14 protein-coding genes are annotated in these 15,278 nt (G+C 58.5%); 6 read left to right on the top strand and 8 right to left on the bottom strand.

Translation table 11 applies throughout. The features are described from left to right. Window positions 1–169: 169 nt before the first annotated feature. Window positions 170–1,789 carry a malate dehydrogenase (quinone) gene (gene mqo / locus ACL2XQ_RS19310; protein ID WP_410014018.1) on the bottom strand — a complete coding sequence of 540 codons (1,620 nt, stop codon included), beginning with the start codon at window positions 1,787–1,789 and terminating at the stop codon, window positions 170–172. 487 nt (window positions 1,790–2,276) lie between these two features. On the opposite strand from mqo, the gene ACL2XQ_RS19305 reads away from it, so the two are divergent. Continuing rightward, on the top strand, window positions 2,277–3,500 hold the full coding sequence (locus tag ACL2XQ_RS19305) for an MFS transporter (RefSeq protein WP_413721169.1): 1,224 nt from the start codon (window positions 2,277–2,279) through the stop codon (window positions 3,498–3,500). A 27-nt stretch (window positions 3,501–3,527) separates the two neighbouring features. Here the strand turns inward: ACL2XQ_RS19305 and xseA are convergent, their stop codons facing one another. Beyond that, entirely contained in the window at window positions 3,528–4,973 is a 1,446-nt protein-coding gene (gene xseA / locus ACL2XQ_RS19300) for an exodeoxyribonuclease VII large subunit (RefSeq protein ID WP_413721168.1), read from the bottom strand. Between the two features lie 161 nt (window positions 4,974–5,134). On the opposite strand from xseA, the gene guaB reads away from it, so the two are divergent. The 3 genes from guaB to ACL2XQ_RS19285 all read left to right on the top strand — a co-directional run bounded on the left by guaB (window position 5,135) and on the right by ACL2XQ_RS19285 (window position 9,426). After that, window positions 5,135–6,598: an IMP dehydrogenase gene (guaB, locus tag ACL2XQ_RS19295; protein WP_410014021.1), complete on the top strand. Its 1,464-nt coding sequence runs from the start codon at window positions 5,135–5,137 to the stop codon at window positions 6,596–6,598. Window positions 6,599–6,748: 150 nt separating this feature from the next. After that, on the top strand, window positions 6,749–8,326 hold the full coding sequence (gene guaA, locus ACL2XQ_RS19290) for a glutamine-hydrolyzing GMP synthase (protein WP_413727866.1): 1,578 nt from the start codon (window positions 6,749–6,751) through the stop codon (window positions 8,324–8,326). Window positions 8,327–8,601: 275 nt separating this feature from the next. Beyond that, window positions 8,602–9,426, top strand: coding sequence for an isocitrate lyase/PEP mutase family protein (locus tag ACL2XQ_RS19285; protein ID WP_413721165.1), 825 nt, complete (start codon window positions 8,602–8,604; stop codon window positions 9,424–9,426). Between the two features lie 447 nt (window positions 9,427–9,873). On the opposite strand, the gene ACL2XQ_RS19280 is transcribed toward ACL2XQ_RS19285, so the two are convergent. Next, on the bottom strand, window positions 9,874–10,617 hold the full coding sequence (locus ACL2XQ_RS19280) for an SDR family NAD(P)-dependent oxidoreductase (RefSeq protein ID WP_413721164.1): 744 nt from the start codon (window positions 10,615–10,617) through the stop codon (window positions 9,874–9,876). 92 nt (window positions 10,618–10,709) lie between these two features. On the opposite strand from ACL2XQ_RS19280, the gene ACL2XQ_RS19275 reads away from it, so the two are divergent. Next, window positions 10,710–11,264, top strand: coding sequence for a TetR/AcrR family transcriptional regulator (locus ACL2XQ_RS19275; protein WP_413721163.1), 555 nt, complete (start codon window positions 10,710–10,712; stop codon window positions 11,262–11,264). A 348-nt stretch (window positions 11,265–11,612) separates the two neighbouring features. Continuing rightward, window positions 11,613–11,747 carry a hypothetical protein gene (locus ACL2XQ_RS19270; RefSeq protein ID WP_410014026.1) on the top strand — a complete coding sequence of 45 codons (135 nt, stop codon included), beginning with the start codon at window positions 11,613–11,615 and terminating at the stop codon, window positions 11,745–11,747. Between the two features lie 481 nt (window positions 11,748–12,228). Here the strand turns inward: ACL2XQ_RS19270 and ACL2XQ_RS19265 are convergent, their stop codons facing one another. From ACL2XQ_RS19265 to ACL2XQ_RS19245, 5 genes are all read right to left on the bottom strand, one after another. After that, a complete protein-coding gene (locus ACL2XQ_RS19265; RefSeq protein ID WP_413739561.1) occupies window positions 12,229–12,474 on the bottom strand; it encodes a hypothetical protein in 246 nt (81 codons plus the stop codon). A gap of 211 nt (window positions 12,475–12,685) precedes the next feature. After that, window positions 12,686–12,886: a hypothetical protein gene (locus tag ACL2XQ_RS19260; protein ID WP_410014028.1), complete on the bottom strand. Its 201-nt coding sequence runs from the start codon at window positions 12,884–12,886 to the stop codon at window positions 12,686–12,688. A gap of 81 nt (window positions 12,887–12,967) precedes the next feature. After that, window positions 12,968–13,285, bottom strand: a complete 318-nt coding sequence (locus ACL2XQ_RS19255) for an ABC-type transport auxiliary lipoprotein family protein (RefSeq protein ID WP_413723480.1) — start codon at window positions 13,283–13,285, stop codon at window positions 12,968–12,970. Between the two features lie 57 nt (window positions 13,286–13,342). Further along, window positions 13,343–14,212: an SDR family oxidoreductase gene (locus tag ACL2XQ_RS19250; RefSeq protein WP_410014035.1), complete on the bottom strand. Its 870-nt coding sequence runs from the start codon at window positions 14,210–14,212 to the stop codon at window positions 13,343–13,345. 55 nt (window positions 14,213–14,267) lie between these two features. After that, window positions 14,268–15,200 (bottom strand): NADP-dependent oxidoreductase, encoded by a 933-nt coding sequence (locus ACL2XQ_RS19245; protein WP_410014036.1) that lies wholly within the window; start codon window positions 15,198–15,200, stop codon window positions 14,268–14,270. Window positions 15,201–15,278: the final 78 nt, after the last annotated feature.

Here is a 15,278-nt window from a genome sequence, read left to right as displayed (position 1 = left end):
TCAGTTAAATGCCAATGTATACGCCATCGCCAAACGGCGGACAGGGGCGTTCAGGGTCCGTGCACCCGGCCGCCGGGGCAAGGCGGCTTGGCGGGGGAAAAAACGCGATGACCGCCGGGCGCTTGCTTGCCGCGGCGGGCGGCCGGCGCATAGCCGGCCGCTGTGTGGGCTAGATGGCTTTGGGCAAGGTATCCCACAGGCCGGCGGACCCGGCGGCGCTGCCCTGGGTAGCCTCGACGCAGGCCAGCTGCAGGATCCCGCTGGTATAGGCGCGTATTTTATTGGTCATTTCAACGCTGCCGTCGAGCGGGCGGCCGTAGGAGGGGATGATTTCCTGGAGCTTGGCGCGCCAGGCGGGGGAGGCCGCCTGCTCTTTGAACATGCTCTCAAGCAGTTGCAGCATAATCGGCGCGGCGGTCGAGGCGCCGGGCGACGCGCCAAGCAGCGCCGACAGACTGCCGTCCGCCGAGCTGACCACCTCGGTGCCGAACTGCAGGATGCCGCCTTTCCTGGCGTCTTTTTTAATGATTTGCACCCGCTGGCCCGCGTCGGTCAGTTCCCAATCCTCCAGCCTGGCCTCGGGATAATATTCCTTCAGCGCCGCCAGCCGTTTTTTATCCGACATAAACGATTGACTCACCAGGTATCCCAGCAGGCCGAAATTATCCAGGCCGACACGGATCATCGGCATCAGGTTCTGCCACGTCAGCGAACCGAACAAATCAAACCAGGAGCCGCGTTTAAGGAATTTACTGCTGAACGTGGCGTAGGGGCCGAACAGCAGGGTGCGCTCGCCGTCCAGCATGCGGGTATCGATATGCGGCACCGACATCGGCGGCGCGCCGACCGACGCCTTGCCGTAAACTTTCGCCAGATGGCCGTTGACCACCTCAGGCCGGGTGGTCACCAGGAATTTGCCGCCCACCGGAAAGCCGGCATAACCCCGGGCTTCGGGAATGCCGGATTTTTGCAGCAGCGTCAGCGACGCGCCGCCGGCGCCGATAAAAATATGGCGTGCGCGCACCGAGCTTTGCCGGCCGTTGTTGTTCAGGTCGGCGACTTTTACCGTCCAGGTACTGTCGTCGTTGCGGCTGATATCCAGCACGTCGTGGCGCAGGTGCAGGTTAACGTTCGGCCGCCGTTCCAGCGCGGCGAGCATCTGCCGCGTCAGTTCGCCGAAGTTGACGTCGGTGCCCATGGCCATGCGCGTGGCCGCCACCTTTTGGAACGTGTCGCGGCCCGCCATGATCATCGGCGCCCACTGCCTGATGACGTGGCTGTCCTCGGTATATTCCATGCCCTGGAATAACGTGCTGCCCTGCAACGCGGCATAACGCTTGCGCAGGAAATTAACGTTTTCCTCCCCCCAGACAAAACTCATATGGGGAACGTTATTAATAAAGGATTTGGGGGCGCCGAGAATATTATTTTTTACCAGATAGGCCCAGAATTGGCGGGAAATTTCATACGCCTCGTTGACCGCCACCGCTTTGGTGATATCAATCGAGCCGTCGGCCATTTCCGGGGTGTAATTTAACTCGCAGTACGCCGCATGGCCGGTGCCGGCGTTATTCCAGCCATTGGAGCTCTCTTCCGCGGTCTTATCCAGACGCTCATACATATTGATGGTCCAGTCTGGCTCAAGTTCCTTAAGGTAGGTTCCAAGCGTAGCGCTCATGACTCCACCGCCGATCAGGACAACATCCACCGGGGCGTTATTCGCAGCCGTTTGCCGTTGGGACGATGCCAACAAATTCATGCAAAGGGGTGCGATGAAATGCTCTTTCATGCGCAGTGTCTCTATTTAAGAAAATTAAGTATACCGCAGGGCAATATTATTGAGGTTGCTTTGAGCCCAATACTGTCTGCTTAGCGTTTTTGATTCTATTAGCCGTCAACGGCTAAGTAAACTAAAAAGTGATGTTATCACCTGGTTAAGATACATAAAGCTTATAGGTTGTAAATGGTTGATAAACAGCTGTTTGTCCAAAGGTGCTGATTAATTTTTACCATTCATTAACAAATGCTTACTCTCTTTTTATCAGGACAAAAAAGGCATTTTAAGTGTAATCTGCGATGGTTGACCCATTAGGCAGCCGGATCCTCTTTATTACGGGAATAATTAGCAGCTCGTCATTTCACTCTTTTTTTCCGTAGCGCAGAAGTTGTTTTCATGGCGGCTGGATTGATATTATTTTTGCTACTCGGGAGCACTACGGCGACGCGCGGTTAATTATTTCCGCCAATCCATGGCCATCACAGATCGCAGGAAGGATATGACAAGCACCCCGACGGATTCGGCTGACGGCAGCCGCTACTGGCAACAAAATTTGTTTGTCTGCGTCTTTGGTTCGTTCACCACCATTATCGCCATGACCCTGCTGCTGCCGTTCCTGCCCCTGTATGTAGAACAGCTGGGCGCAACGACCCACGCCGCCATCAGCCTCTGGTCGGGCCTGGCCTATGGCGCCACCTTTTTCAGCGCGGCGCTGACCGCGCCGCTGTGGGGACGCCTGGGCGATCGCTATGGCCGCAAGCTGATGCTGATCCGCGCCAGCCTCGGCATGGCGGTCGCCATGACACTGCTGGGCATGGCGCACAGCGTCTGGCAACTGGTGGCGCTGCGCCTGCTGGCCGGCCTGCTGGGGGGCTATGCGTCGGGGTCCATGATCCTGGTGGCGACCCAAACCCCCAAAGCGCGCACCGGCTGGGCGCTGGGCGTCCTGTCTTCCGGCATCATGGCCGGTAATTTCATCGGTCCGCTGATAGGCGGCACCCTGCCGCCGCTTATCGGCATCCGCGCCACGTTTATGGTGGCCGGCGCGACGATTTTTATCTCCTTCCTGGCGACGACGTTTTTGTTGCGGGAAGAACCGGGCGCCACCATCAGGCGCAAAAAAGAGAGCGTGCCGGAGGAGGCCGCCGGGTTTACCCGGCCGGTGCTGGCGATGCTGATTACCGGCGCGCTGCTGATGGTGGCCAATATGTCCATCGAGCCGATTATCACCCTGTACGTGGCGCAACTGGTGGCGTCCACGCAGGTCACGTTTGTCGCCGGACTGGTGATGGCCAGCGCGGCGCTGGGCAGCATTGTCTCCGCGTCCTGGCTCGGCAGGCTGGCCGATCGCAACGGGCCGTGGACGGTGATAATCGGCTGCCTGCTGGTCGCGGGGCTATTGCTGATTCCGCAGGCGATGGTCACCCGCGGCTGGCAACTGGTGGTATTGCGCTTTTTTATGGGCGTGGCGCTGGGCGGGCTGCTGCCCTGTATCGCCAGCGTTATCCGCCATAACGTGCCGGACAAGATTGCCGGCAGGATGCTGGGTTATTCCACCTCGGCGCAATATGTCGGCCAGGTGGCGGGGCCGCTGCTGGGCGGGTTTATCGGCGGGCATTTTGGTATGCGGCCGGTGTTTTTCGGCACCTGCGCATTGCTGGTGATTGGCGCGGGCTATAACGCTTTTGCCCGCCTGGCCTCCGCGCGCGGTAATCAGAATTAATCAGGCGTACGGCGCCGGCCCCGGGCGTTATCCGGCGTCTTTGGCGCGCCGCGCGGATTTCGCCGCGGCGGGCGTGACGCTCAGCACCTGGCTTTCCACCCGCCCGTCTTCCAGACGTGTTGACAGGATATCCCCCGCCTTCACCTGCCGGGCCCGTTTGACCAGCGCCCCCCTGGTATCGGTGGTAACGCTGAACCCGCGCGCCAGCGTTTTCAGCGGGCTGACCGCTTCCAGCTGGGAGCACAGCATGCCGAAGGTCCGCTGCTCCCCGCTTAACTGCCGGGTGATGCCCTGCGCCAGCCGGTAGCGCAGCGCCTGTATGTGCCCCTGCTGGTTCAAGCGGCCGCCGATCGCCTGCCGCAGCCGGTAGCCTAAAGACTGTAAGCGCTGCTGCGCGTGATTAATGCGCGGCAGCGGCGCCCGCTGGCCCAGGCGCTGGAGCAAACGCTCCTGGCGTAAGCGCGCCTGGCGCAACTGCCCCTGCAGGCTGTCGTCCAGCCGGCGGCGCAGTTTTATCAGCGCCGTTTGCTGGCGCGCCAGGCGCAGGTGCGGATGCTGTTGCTGCAGGCGGTGCTGCATCCGGGTCAGGACCTGCTGGCGCTGTGCCATAAAATAGTCCATCGCCATTTCCAGGCGCTGCTGCTGGGACTGTAATTGCCGCGCCAGCTCCAGCTGATTGCGGCTGACCAGCTCCGCCGCCGCCGAAGGGGTAGGGGCGCGCAGGTCGGCGACAAAATCGGCGATGGTGACATCGGTTTCATGGCCGACCGCGCTCACCACCGGCAGGCGGCTGGCAAAAATCGCCCGCGCCACCCGCTCATCGTTAAAGCCCCAGAGATCTTCAAGCGAACCGCCGCCGCGGCCCACGATCAGCACGTCGCACTCGCCGCGCCGGTTGGCGGCCTCGATGGCGCGCACGATCTGCGCCGGCGCGTCCTGGCCCTGCACCTGGGTGGGATAAATCACCACCGGCAACGAGGGATCCCGGCGCCGCAGAATATTGAGGATATCATGCAGCGCCGCGCCGCTGGCGGAGGTGATCACGCCGACCCGGCGGGCCGGGCTGGGCAAAGGCTGCTTATGGATGCTGTCAAAAAGACCTTCGGCGGACAGGCGCTGCTTAAGCTGCTCGAATTGCTGTTGCAGCAGGCCGTCGCCGGCGGGCTGCATGCTTTCGGTTACCAACTGGTATTCGCCGCGCGGTTCGTACAGCGTCAGCGCCGCCCGCACCAGCACCTGCTGGCCGTTGCGCGGCAGGAAGGTTACCCGCCGGTTGCTGTTGCGAAACATCGCGCAACGCACCTGGGCGCGATCGTCCTTCAGCGTAAAATACCAGTGGCCGGAGGCGGGCTGCGAGAAGTTGGAGATTTCGCCGGTCAGCCAGACCTGGCCCATTTCGCCTTCCAGCAGTTCGCGCACCGTCTGGTTAAGACGGGAGACGGTAAAAATCAAGGCGGTGGGCGGTGAAGACATGTGAGCCAGATCAACTTCTATAAATAAGGGTTAATCGATTGATATTACTTATCGCTCAGCGCAGATCAAGCATTTTTTTTAAAAAGTGCTGGAGGCAACCGGTTACGTTCTGTATAATGCCACGGCAATATTTTATACATTCATCCTGGTGAGATATTGCTATGTTACGTATCGCAAAAGAAGCTCTAACGTTCGACGATCTCCTCCTGTTACCTGCACATTCCACGGTGTTACCCAACACGGCCGAACTCGGCACGCAACTGACTAAAAAAATACGCCTGAATATTCCGCTGCTCTCCGCCGCCATGGATACCGTGACTGAAGCGCCCCTGGCTATCGCCCTGGCCCAGGAAGGCGGCATTGGTTTTATCCATAAAAATATGTCCATCGAACGCCAGGCCGAAGAAGTCAGCCGGGTGAAAAAACACGAAAGCGGCGTGGTCACCGATCCCAAGACCGTTACTCCCGCCACCACCTTATCTCAGGTAAAGGAACTGACCGCCCGTAACGGTTTTGCCGGCTACCCGGTGGTCACCGACGACAACGAGCTGGTGGGCATTATCACCGGCCGCGACGTGCGTTTTGTCACCGACCTGTCCCAGCCGGTTACCGCGGTCATGACGCCGAAAGAGCGCCTGGTCACGGTAAAAGAAGGCGAGGCGCGCGAAGTCGTGCTGCAGAAAATGCATGAAAAGCGCGTGGAAAAAGCGCTGGTGGTGGATGCGCATTTCCATCTGCTCGGCATGATTACCGTCAAGGATTTCCAGAAAGCGGAGCGCAAGCCCAACGCCTGCAAGGACGAGCACGGCCGCCTGCGGGTAGGCGCGGCGGTAGGCGCCGGCGCCGGTAACGAAGAGCGTATCGACGCGCTGGTCGCCGCCGGCGTCGACGTATTGCTGATCGATTCCTCCCACGGCCATTCCGAGGGCGTATTGGAACGTATCCGCGCCACCCGCGCCAAATATCCCGACCTGCAGATTATCGGCGGCAATATCGCCACCGGCGCCGGCGCCATCGCGCTGGTCGAGGCGGGCGTCAGCGCGGTTAAAGTGGGCATCGGTCCCGGCTCCATCTGCACCACCCGTATCGTCACCGGCGTGGGCGTGCCGCAAATCACCGCCATTTCCGATGCGGTGGAAGCGCTGGAAGGCACCGGCATCCCGGTTATCGCCGACGGCGGTATCCGCTTCTCCGGCGATATCGCCAAGGCCATCGCCGCCGGCGCCTCCTGCGTCATGGTCGGGTCGCTCCTGGCCGGCACCGAGGAATCCCCCGGTGAAATCGAGCTCTACCAGGGCCGTTCGTTTAAATCCTACCGCGGCATGGGGTCGCTTGGCGCCATGTCCAAAGGTTCCTCCGATCGCTATTTCCAGACCGACAACGCTGCCGACAAGCTGGTGCCGGAAGGTATCGAAGGCCGGGTGGCGTATAAAGGCCGCCTGAAGGAAATCGTCCACCAGCAAATGGGCGGGCTGCGCTCCTGTATGGGCCTGACCGGCTGTGCTACTATCGACGAGCTGCGCACCAAGGCTGAATTTGTGCGTATCAGCGGCGCGGGTATTCAGGAAAGCCACGTCCATGACGTCGCCATCACCAAAGAATCCCCGAATTACCGCATGGGCTAAGCGCTGCGCACGGCGCGGCGTTGACCCGCGTCGGCGGCCCGCAGTTAATTACGCTTCGGATGGCCGAGTAACGGCCCTCCCAGCTGTTATTCTTCCCGGCCGCGGCCGGGACGTATTTTATTTGCTATCCGCTCCTGGAATATGCCTTCTATGACAGACAATATTCATCAACACCGCATCCTGATCCTGGACTTCGGCTCGCAATATACGCAGCTGATCGCCCGCCGCGTCCGTGAGCTCGGCGTCTATTGCGAACTCTGGGCCTGGGACGTGACGGAGGCGCAGATCCGCGCCTTCGCCCCCAGCGGCATCATCCTTTCCGGTGGCCCGGAAAGCACCACCGAACTGAACAGCCCCATCGCCCCGGACTATGTGTACCGGGCCGGCGTGCCGGTCTTGGGCGTTTGCTACGGCATGCAGACCATGGCCATGCAGCTGGGCGGCCGGGTGGAAGGCTCCAGCCAGCGCGAGTTCGGCTACGCCCAGGTCGAGGTGGTGGCCGACAGCCAGCTGGTGCGCGATATCCAGGATTCCTTAAGCGTCAACACCCGGCCGCTGCTCGATGTGTGGATGAGCCACGGCGACAAGGTCACCGGCATTCCGGCGGGTTTTGTTACCGTCGCCAGCACCGAAAGCTGCCGGTTCGCCATTATGGCCGACGAAGAACGGCATTTTTACGGCGTGCAATTCCACCCGGAAGTGACCCATACCCGCCAGGGACAGCGCATTCTGCAACGCTTTGTCCTTGATATCTGCCAGTGCGAGGCCCTGTGGACGCCGGATAAGATCATCGAGGACGCGGTCAGCCGGCTGCGCGCGCAGATAGGCGAGGATCACGTGATCCTCGGTCTGTCGGGCGGGGTGGACTCCTCGGTCACCGCCATGCTGCTGCACCGCGCCATCGGCAAGCGTTTAACCTGCGTGTTTGTCGATAACGGCCTGCTGCGCCTGCACGAAGCCGACCAGGTGCTGGAAATGTTCGGCCAGAAATACGGCCTGAATATCGTCCATGTCGCCGCCGAAGAGCGTTTTCTCAGTGCGCTGGCCGGCGTGGACGAGCCGGAGGCCAAACGCAAAATCATCGGCCGGGTATTTGTCGAGGTTTTCGATCAGGAAGCCAGCAAACAATCCCTGGTCAAATGGCTGGCGCAGGGCACCATCTACCCGGATGTGATCGAATCCGCCGCCTCCGCCACCGGCAAGGCCCATGTCATCAAGTCCCATCACAACGTCGGCGGCCTGCCGAAAGAGATGAAACTGGGCCTGGTGGAGCCGCTGAAAGAACTGTTCAAGGATGAAGTGCGCAAAATCGGCCTGGAGCTGGGCCTGCCCTACGATATGCTTTATCGTCATCCCTTCCCGGGACCGGGTCTTGGCGTGCGCGTGCTGGGCGAAGTGAAGAAAGAATATTGCGACCTGCTGCGCCGCGCCGACGCGATTTTTATCGAGGAACTGCACCGGGCCGAGCTCTACCATAAGGTCAGCCAGGCATTTACCGTATTCCTGCCGGTACGCTCAGTGGGCGTCATGGGCGACGGCCGCAAATACGACTGGGTGGTCTCGCTGCGCGCGGTGGAAACCGTCGACTTTATGACCGCTCACTGGGCGCATTTGCCCTATGAGTTCCTGGGCCGGGTGTCTAACAGAATCATCAATGAAGTCGATGGGATTTCAAGGGTGGTTTACGATATATCGGGGAAACCGCCGGCGACGATTGAGTGGGAATAAGTTTTTAGCATCCACTGAGTTCCGCTAACGTCTAAAATCGCCAGTAAAATCATAGGATTTATTGGCGATTTTTTTTGTGGGCCATGGGAATCCATCTGGCTTTATATGGAATAGAACTCCAGCATAAGGTCGGTTGCCTCGAATGAGTTTTTTGATATAGGGTGATGAAACTCTCCACGGCGAAAACAGCTGTGTATTTAGTTTGATAATCAACGGATGGCTCCGAATGATTTCCAGCCATTTAAAACAAATTAATACCACTCAAAGGGGCATTTATGGGAGATAAGAGCAAGGCTTTTCGGCTCCTTCATGAAATGCCAGATACTTTTATTATTCCTAATCCCTGGGACATCGGGACGGCCAGAATACTTGAAAGTATGGGATTCCAGGCACTTGCTACGACCAGTGCCGGTCTTGCATTCTCCTTAGGTGTACCTGAAGGGCGGGTTTCGTGGAAGCAGACTATTGATCATTGTCAGGCCATTGTTGAATCAACGTCTCTGCCAGTGTCAGCGGATCTTGAAAAAGGAATTGGTGATGATCCGGACAGTGCCGCGGAAACCATAAAAATTGCGGTCAATATTGGTCTGGCAGGTTGCTCCCTCGAAGATCATACCGGTCTGCCCGATGCCCCTGTCTATGATTTAAGCCTCGCAGTCGATCGTATCGAAGCCGCAGTAAAAGCGCGGGAGGCGCTGGATCATGATTTTGTGATCACGGCTCGCGCCGAGAATTTTATGTGGGGACGTCCTGATTTGGATGATACGATCCTGAGATTACAAGCTTTTGAAAAGGCGGGAGCTGATGTACTTTATGCTCCCGGCCTTCACGATCTTTCAATGATCAAGACCGTTTGTGAATCAGTGACAAGGCCAGTTAACGTTGTTATGGGATTGCCGGGTGAGACGTTCAGTGTTGTGCAACTGGCCGACGCGGGAGTGAAACGTATCAGCGTTGGCGCATCAATGGCCAGACTGGCATACGGTTCTTTTGTTCAGGCAGCCCGCGAGATATGCGCTGAAGGTACTTTCGGTTATTCGAAGAAGGCTATTGGTTTCTCCGAACTGGAGGCATTTTTTAGAAAGTCTGAAGGTGCTTAGCCTTCTAAGCTCAGGTTTGCATTTCTGCCTGCCGTGTGCAATTCGTCGCACTGATTCCTCAAGTCCTGGTCATCGCTCAATACCCTGGCGTAACCGATCCGCAGCCGGCCGCTTTCCAGGTCGAGCGTACAGGGGCTGTGTTTGTCTCTCATGGCGCCCCCATTGTGTTGCAAATATTGCCGCATATTATAGGGAATTTGCGACTGACTTTTGCAACGTCTGAGCGCCAGGAAAAACCGACGGCGAGGTGTTGTCGCAAAACGTTGGACTTAGGCGACAAATGACAAAGATAAAAAGGGAATATTTCTTTTCACCCCCTCAGACTGGCGAAAATGCGCGGTAGACCCAGTGGCCTTATTGTCGCCCCGAAGAGCGAATTAACCTGTCGTCGCCAGTCGGCTAGACGGCCTTAGCACAGGTCACAAGACTGAAGGGTCGCACCGCATATCAGACGGCCACGAAGCCACCATCAACGAACAGTTCCTCACCACCGACAAAGCTGCTTTCGTCCGACGCCAGAAATAGCACGGCTTTGGCGATTTCTTCAGTCGTGGCGAGCCTGCCGAACGGGATGGTTTGCTGCATCCATTCTTCAGCGCCGGCGTTGTTTTGCAGATAGGTCTGCATTGCCGGGGTCAGTACCATGCCCGGCGAAACGACATTCACCCGAATGCCCTGACTTTTCAGGTCGGTCGTCCAGGTGCGGGCGAGCGAGCGGATCGCCGCCTTCGTCGCGCTGTAGACAGATAGATTTGCAAAGCCCTTGCTGCCTGCTCCTGATCCAGTCAGCACAACCGCGCCGCCAGCAGACATCAGCGGCAGGGCTTTTTGCACCGTGAAGACCGTGCCCTTCACATTGATGCCGAACACGCGATCGAAATGGTCTTCCTCAATGCCACCGATGGGTGCGGATTCCGATACGCCAGCATTGGCGAAGACCACATCCACGCGGCCTTTCTCTCGCTGGATCTGTGCGTACAGACGATCAAGGTCGGCAAGATTGCTGACATCGCCTTGCACCCCAATGGCACCGTGCCCGATTTCCTTCAGAACCTCATTTAGGCGCTCTTGGCGGCGGCCAGTGATGTACACATGAGCGCCCTGTTCCGCGAAGGACGCCGCCGTGGTCAAACCGATGCCGTCCGTGCCGCCCGTAACCACCACAACCTTATTTTCAAATCGTTTCGTCATGTCGTGAGCTCGCTTTCGTATCAAGTGGAGGATTGCTCCATTTATTATATGGAGGTATCCTCCACTTAACAAGTAGCAGCGAGACTATTCCTTTGACCGATGAACCCACATTGAGAGCCGATGCGCAGCGAAACAGGGAGCGTATTCTTGCCGCCGCCGAGGAAGTGTTTCTTGAGAAAGGCGCGAGCGCCTCATTAGAGGACGTTGCGAAACGAGCGGGCGTAGGAATCGGCACGCTATATCGGCGCTTTCCGACACGCGAAGATCTATTGGCGGCGGCCTACAGCGCTCGTTTCCTGGCATTAGCAGAAACCAGCCGTGCCAGAAACGCAGAGCTTGCCCCACTGGGCGGCTTGCGGGCCTATCTCGAAGAGCTGGTTCAATACACTACGGTCTATCGCGGCCTCGCGGCCTTGCTCGGAACGGTTCTCCAGGTTGGAACGCCGGGATGCCTGGCAACCAGTGGGGAAGGGGTCCGTCTTTTGGACCTGGCGCAGAGAGGCGGAGCTATTCGGCCTGATGTCACTTTCGACGACTTGGTGTGCATCGCAACGGCAATCTCACTCGCTGTCGAGAAAGACAGCTCTCCAAAAGCACGGATCGCGCATCTGGTGAGCCTGTTTTTGAATGGGGTAGGCGTGCGTTGAAGCCACATTTGGGTCGCTGATTTTAGGATTTTTGCGACACGGCAAGACACATTTTTCTGGCGCCGCTGATAAGCCCTGACATATTGGGCCGGAATCAAGATTGCTTTATGGCCGAGCTTTTGTATCTCTCTTGCCCAGTGATGTGATGCTCCACAAGCTTCCATAGCAACAGTCATAGGCGGTTGCTGAGCGTAAACGGCTACGCGGAAGTTTTATCTTGCCAGCCGGTTTTCCGTAAGCATGGGTACTGAAGAGATAAAAGGTCGTTTTAGCCAGATCGATGCCGGTAAATTTCATTTCAAACAGGGTATCCCTCTTACTTTTTCTTCTGATTAAAGTTTATCCATCATGGCGGAAATGGATGCTGTCGTGAAGAAGGGGGAAGATCATCTCATCGCTTACGCTTACGAGCAAACAGGCAGCGGTGGATTAAAAATAGCGCATCGTTCTATTGACAGGCAAATAAAGATCATGCAAAACTAAACAGTACGGTACGGTTTAGTAGGGTTTCCGCTCAACGCCTTGCAGTAAAAGCCGTGACCTACAGCCGTACCTTAAATAATCCCAGTTGTTTACCCATTTGGAGTTTTTATGAACCGACTGATTTTACCTTTATGCATGCTGTCGATATTCGTCCTAACCGGCTGTGTTTCGTTATTTTAATCTATGGACGGGCGCGAGTTTATTGAGCATCGCGATCTCGGGGGGTGAATATGAAAAGAATCATTTGGCTAAGTTGTACGCCATTAGTGTTGATGTTATCCGGCTGTATTTCCTTGGGCACGCATCTGTAACCAACGCCTGCCGTCAACGCACGCCGGCGGCGTGGCGGAACACTTTGATTGTCGGGTTAGCCGCGGGAGGAAAACCGCAATGCGGCTACTATAATAATAGCCGCATGTCACTTGCACAGCACTTACCCAAGGATAGGCGGGAGGGGGAGACTAACATGACAATTGCTTTATCAGATTAATGATCCTATCACCGAGGAAAATAACATGTTTTTGGTGAATGCGCCCAGGGATTCCGCGTCTTCCCTGCGTCGCGCGGCCAACTTTTTTATCGCCTCAATTTGTGTTGATGCTTCAACTTCCTGGTCCAGTTTATAAAACCCGTCGGCGGTGATTTTTGCTATCTCGGCATGGTGTAGCAGCTTACTTTCGTAAACGTTTAATGCCGTATCGTTGGTATAAAAAACGTACATTACCATGAGGTTAGCCTCGTCATCTTGTCGCAATGGTCAATCGATTGGGCAGGGTCCTCGCGGGACTGGCTTCCCTTCACCGATCGCCCCGATTCCCAAGCTCTGGTCGTGCAGGCATTACCCCGGTCAGCGCGCCCGCATCGCTGCGCTGACCACGATAATCCGGTAAGGGTCAGTGTATATAGACGTGATGTTAGCAATGGTAGCCGGATAAGTTTTATCTATAACGCGGGCTATTGTCGCGATCGCGATCACGCCCCTGGATATGCTCACGATCCCGGTCGCTTAACCGGCCTTGGTGGTGGTTGTAGCGATCGTCATAGCGCCGGTCCGGGTGCCGGTCGTGTCCGCCCACCATCAGGCAGCCGTTGAGTAAAAAAGCCAGCGCGATGTAAACTGGCAATAGTATTTTTTTCATAGTGTGGTTTCCTGCCTCTATGCAGTTTAATCATCAGATAACCCCAGGGCGCCACGTTGCGCGGCGGCCCGCAGGCGTGGGTTATGGCGCGACGCAAACGTCGCGATTGTCACGAACCCAGTTCCTGGCCTGGGTGGCAATCTGCGCCGCCAGCCGCGTTATCACCTGGCGTTGCGACGCTAGCATAGTCGCATCTTCGCCCAGTGCAAGCTCAGTGAATTGGCTGTGGCAGGTAAGCCCGATGCGCCGATCGCCGCTGAGCCGGCTCAGGCGCCAATCGGCGGCAAATTCAACAAACTGTCCGGGCCACACGTCGAACCGGCGCACTTGGAGGTGAATGGTAAGTATCGGCAGGGAGTCGGTGCGGTTGGCCAGCCCGGACATATCCCGGGTGGCCAGGCGTGCGGCGAAAGCTGGCTAAGTGTTTCCCGGCCAAGCGCCAGGCGGATCGCGCTGTCAAACTGCGGCGGCGATCTCGGATGCAAAGGCGCGATAAGAGCGCAGCGGGCGTCCCAACAGCGTGGTGAGGCGTTCGACGTCGCCGGCATCCGGGAGCATGCCTTCGGTGAGGAAACGCTCTCCCATCAGGCGCATGTCGTAGGCCATCCAGCCCGGCATGAATTGCCGCAGGCTGTGCTCGAACCCCGCGGTGTCGTTGCCGGGGAAGGCGATCGGGCGCCCGAGGACGTCGGTCCAGATGGCGGCGACGTCAGGGCCGGTCAGCGTCTCGGGGCCGACCAGGTTGATCCGCTCAAGCGGGAGCGCCGCGGCGGACTTCTCGCGGCGCAAGAGTTCGATGGCCGCGATCTCGCCGACGTCGCGCGCGTCGATCATGGCGAGCCCCTTGCTGCCGATCGGCATCGGGTAGATACCGTGGCTAGTCACCACGTCCTTGATGGTGACGTCGTTGTTGATGAAGTAGGCGGGGCGCAGGATGGTCGCGGTCAGGCCAAGCTGCTCGATCATCCGCTCGACGGCGAACTTGCCCGCAAAGTGCGGCACGTTCGCGTAGCGGTCGCTGTGGATCACCGAAAGGTAGACGATCCGCTCGATGCCTGCGTCGCGGGCGAGGTTGAGCGCGATCAGCGCCTGCGTGAATTCGTCGGCAACGACGGCGTTGAGCAGGAATAGCGTCGAGACGCCTGATAACGCGGCGCGCAGCGCGTCGACGTCGAGCAGGTCGCCCTGGACGATGCCGACGCCGGCCGGGAAGTTGGCTTTTGCGGGATCGCGCACGAACGCGCGGACATCGGCGCCGCGCTTCACGAGCTGTTCGACGACTTGGCGGCCGACAGTGCCGGTAGCGCCGGTAACGAGAATGGTCATGATGATGTCTCCATGGTTTAGGTTGGTTGGTTTATTTCAATGTGGCGCAGTGGATTCACAGGGAGAAATCCACCACGGTCTTGCCCACCTGTGGCTGCGTCCGATTACGCTCGATAGCCGCGGGCAGTTCGCCGAAGGACACGACGGCGCCAATCCTGGACTGCAAGCGTCCACGCGCCACATCTTCGGCGATCGCTTGCAGCCGTGCGGCATCCGGCGTGTTCATGAACCAAAGGCCGCGGCGCCCTGCCGGGGTGCTCGCCAGTATGGCCGGCGATGCGGTGCTGACGATGACGCCATCTTCGGCGAGGACGGACCACGAGCGGTTCAGCACCTCGCCTCCGATGTAGTCGAGCACCAGGTCGATATCGCTTGCCGTGGCTTCGAACTGCTCTTTATCGTAGGCAATAACCTGGTTCGCGCCCAGGCCGCGGACATAGTCGGCGTGGCTGCCCAAGGCGGTGGCGTACACCACGGCGCCGGCTTGATGTGCGTATTGCACCGCGAAGCCGCCCAGACCGCCGGCCGCGCCCTGGATCAGGATGCGCTGCCCGGAACCGATGGGGCCGGCGAAGTTCAGGCTTTGCCACGCCGCCACCGACGCGACGGGAAGCGACGCCGCTTCGACGAAGCTCAGCGAGTCCGGCACCGGGCTGAGATTGGCTTCGCTCACCGCCACCAGGTCGGCGTAGGCGCCCAGCCCGCCGAGCGGTCCCATGACGCGATCGCCTTTGCGCAACCGGGTGACGCCCGGGCCTGCCGCTTCGACGACGCCGGCGAGTTCGATGCCCAGGACGGTCGGCAACTGCAGCGGGAAAGCGTCCCGGACATAGCCTTCCCGGACCTTCCAGTCCAGGCCATTGACGCCGGCGGCCTGGACGCGGACCAGCACCTGGCCTGCGCCTGCCGTCGGCGCCGCCACTGACGAAATCCCGACGGCGGCGGGGCCGCCGTACTCGTTGAGCACCAGTGCACGAATGTGGTTCATAAGAAACTCCTTTAGGGTGTGGGTTGCGTATGACCCAACAATAAAGGGTTTCATATTCAAAACAAAGACTCTAAAATA

The organism is Sodalis sp. RH14 (genome assembly GCF_047324285.1).
Classification (GTDB): domain Bacteria; phylum Pseudomonadota; class Gammaproteobacteria; order Enterobacterales; family Enterobacteriaceae; genus Acerihabitans.
Note: the sequence above shows the minus strand (reverse complement) of the source record. Positions and strands in the feature narration are given on the sequence as shown.

Excerpts from the sequence above, each read along its gene's own strand:
- mqo (WP_410014018.1), bottom strand. The coding sequence starts at position 1,789 with ATGAAAGAGCATTTCATCGCACCCCTTTGCATGAATTTGTTGGCATCG.
- ACL2XQ_RS19305 (WP_413721169.1), top strand. The coding sequence starts at position 2,277 with ATGACAAGCACCCCGACGGATTCGGCTGACGGCAGCCGCTACTGGCAA.
- xseA (WP_413721168.1), bottom strand. The coding sequence starts at position 4,973 with ATGTCTTCACCGCCCACCGCCTTGATTTTTACCGTCTCCCGTCTTAAC.
- guaB (WP_410014021.1), top strand. The coding sequence starts at position 5,135 with ATGTTACGTATCGCAAAAGAAGCTCTAACGTTCGACGATCTCCTCCTG.
- guaA (WP_413727866.1), top strand. The coding sequence starts at position 6,749 with ATGACAGACAATATTCATCAACACCGCATCCTGATCCTGGACTTCGGC.
- ACL2XQ_RS19285 (WP_413721165.1), top strand. The coding sequence starts at position 8,602 with ATGGGAGATAAGAGCAAGGCTTTTCGGCTCCTTCATGAAATGCCAGAT.
- ACL2XQ_RS19280 (WP_413721164.1), bottom strand. The coding sequence starts at position 10,617 with ATGACGAAACGATTTGAAAATAAGGTTGTGGTGGTTACGGGCGGCACG.
- ACL2XQ_RS19270 (WP_410014026.1), top strand. The coding sequence starts at position 11,613 with ATGGCGGAAATGGATGCTGTCGTGAAGAAGGGGGAAGATCATCTCATC.
- ACL2XQ_RS19265 (WP_413739561.1), bottom strand. The coding sequence starts at position 12,474 with ATGGTAATGTACGTTTTTTATACCAACGATACGGCATTAAACGTTTAC.
- ACL2XQ_RS19260 (WP_410014028.1), bottom strand. The coding sequence starts at position 12,886 with ATGAAAAAAATACTATTGCCAGTTTACATCGCGCTGGCTTTTTTACTC.
- ACL2XQ_RS19250 (WP_410014035.1), bottom strand. The coding sequence starts at position 14,212 with ATGACCATTCTCGTTACCGGCGCTACCGGCACTGTCGGCCGCCAAGTC.
- ACL2XQ_RS19245 (WP_410014036.1), bottom strand. The coding sequence starts at position 15,200 with ATGAACCACATTCGTGCACTGGTGCTCAACGAGTACGGCGGCCCCGCC.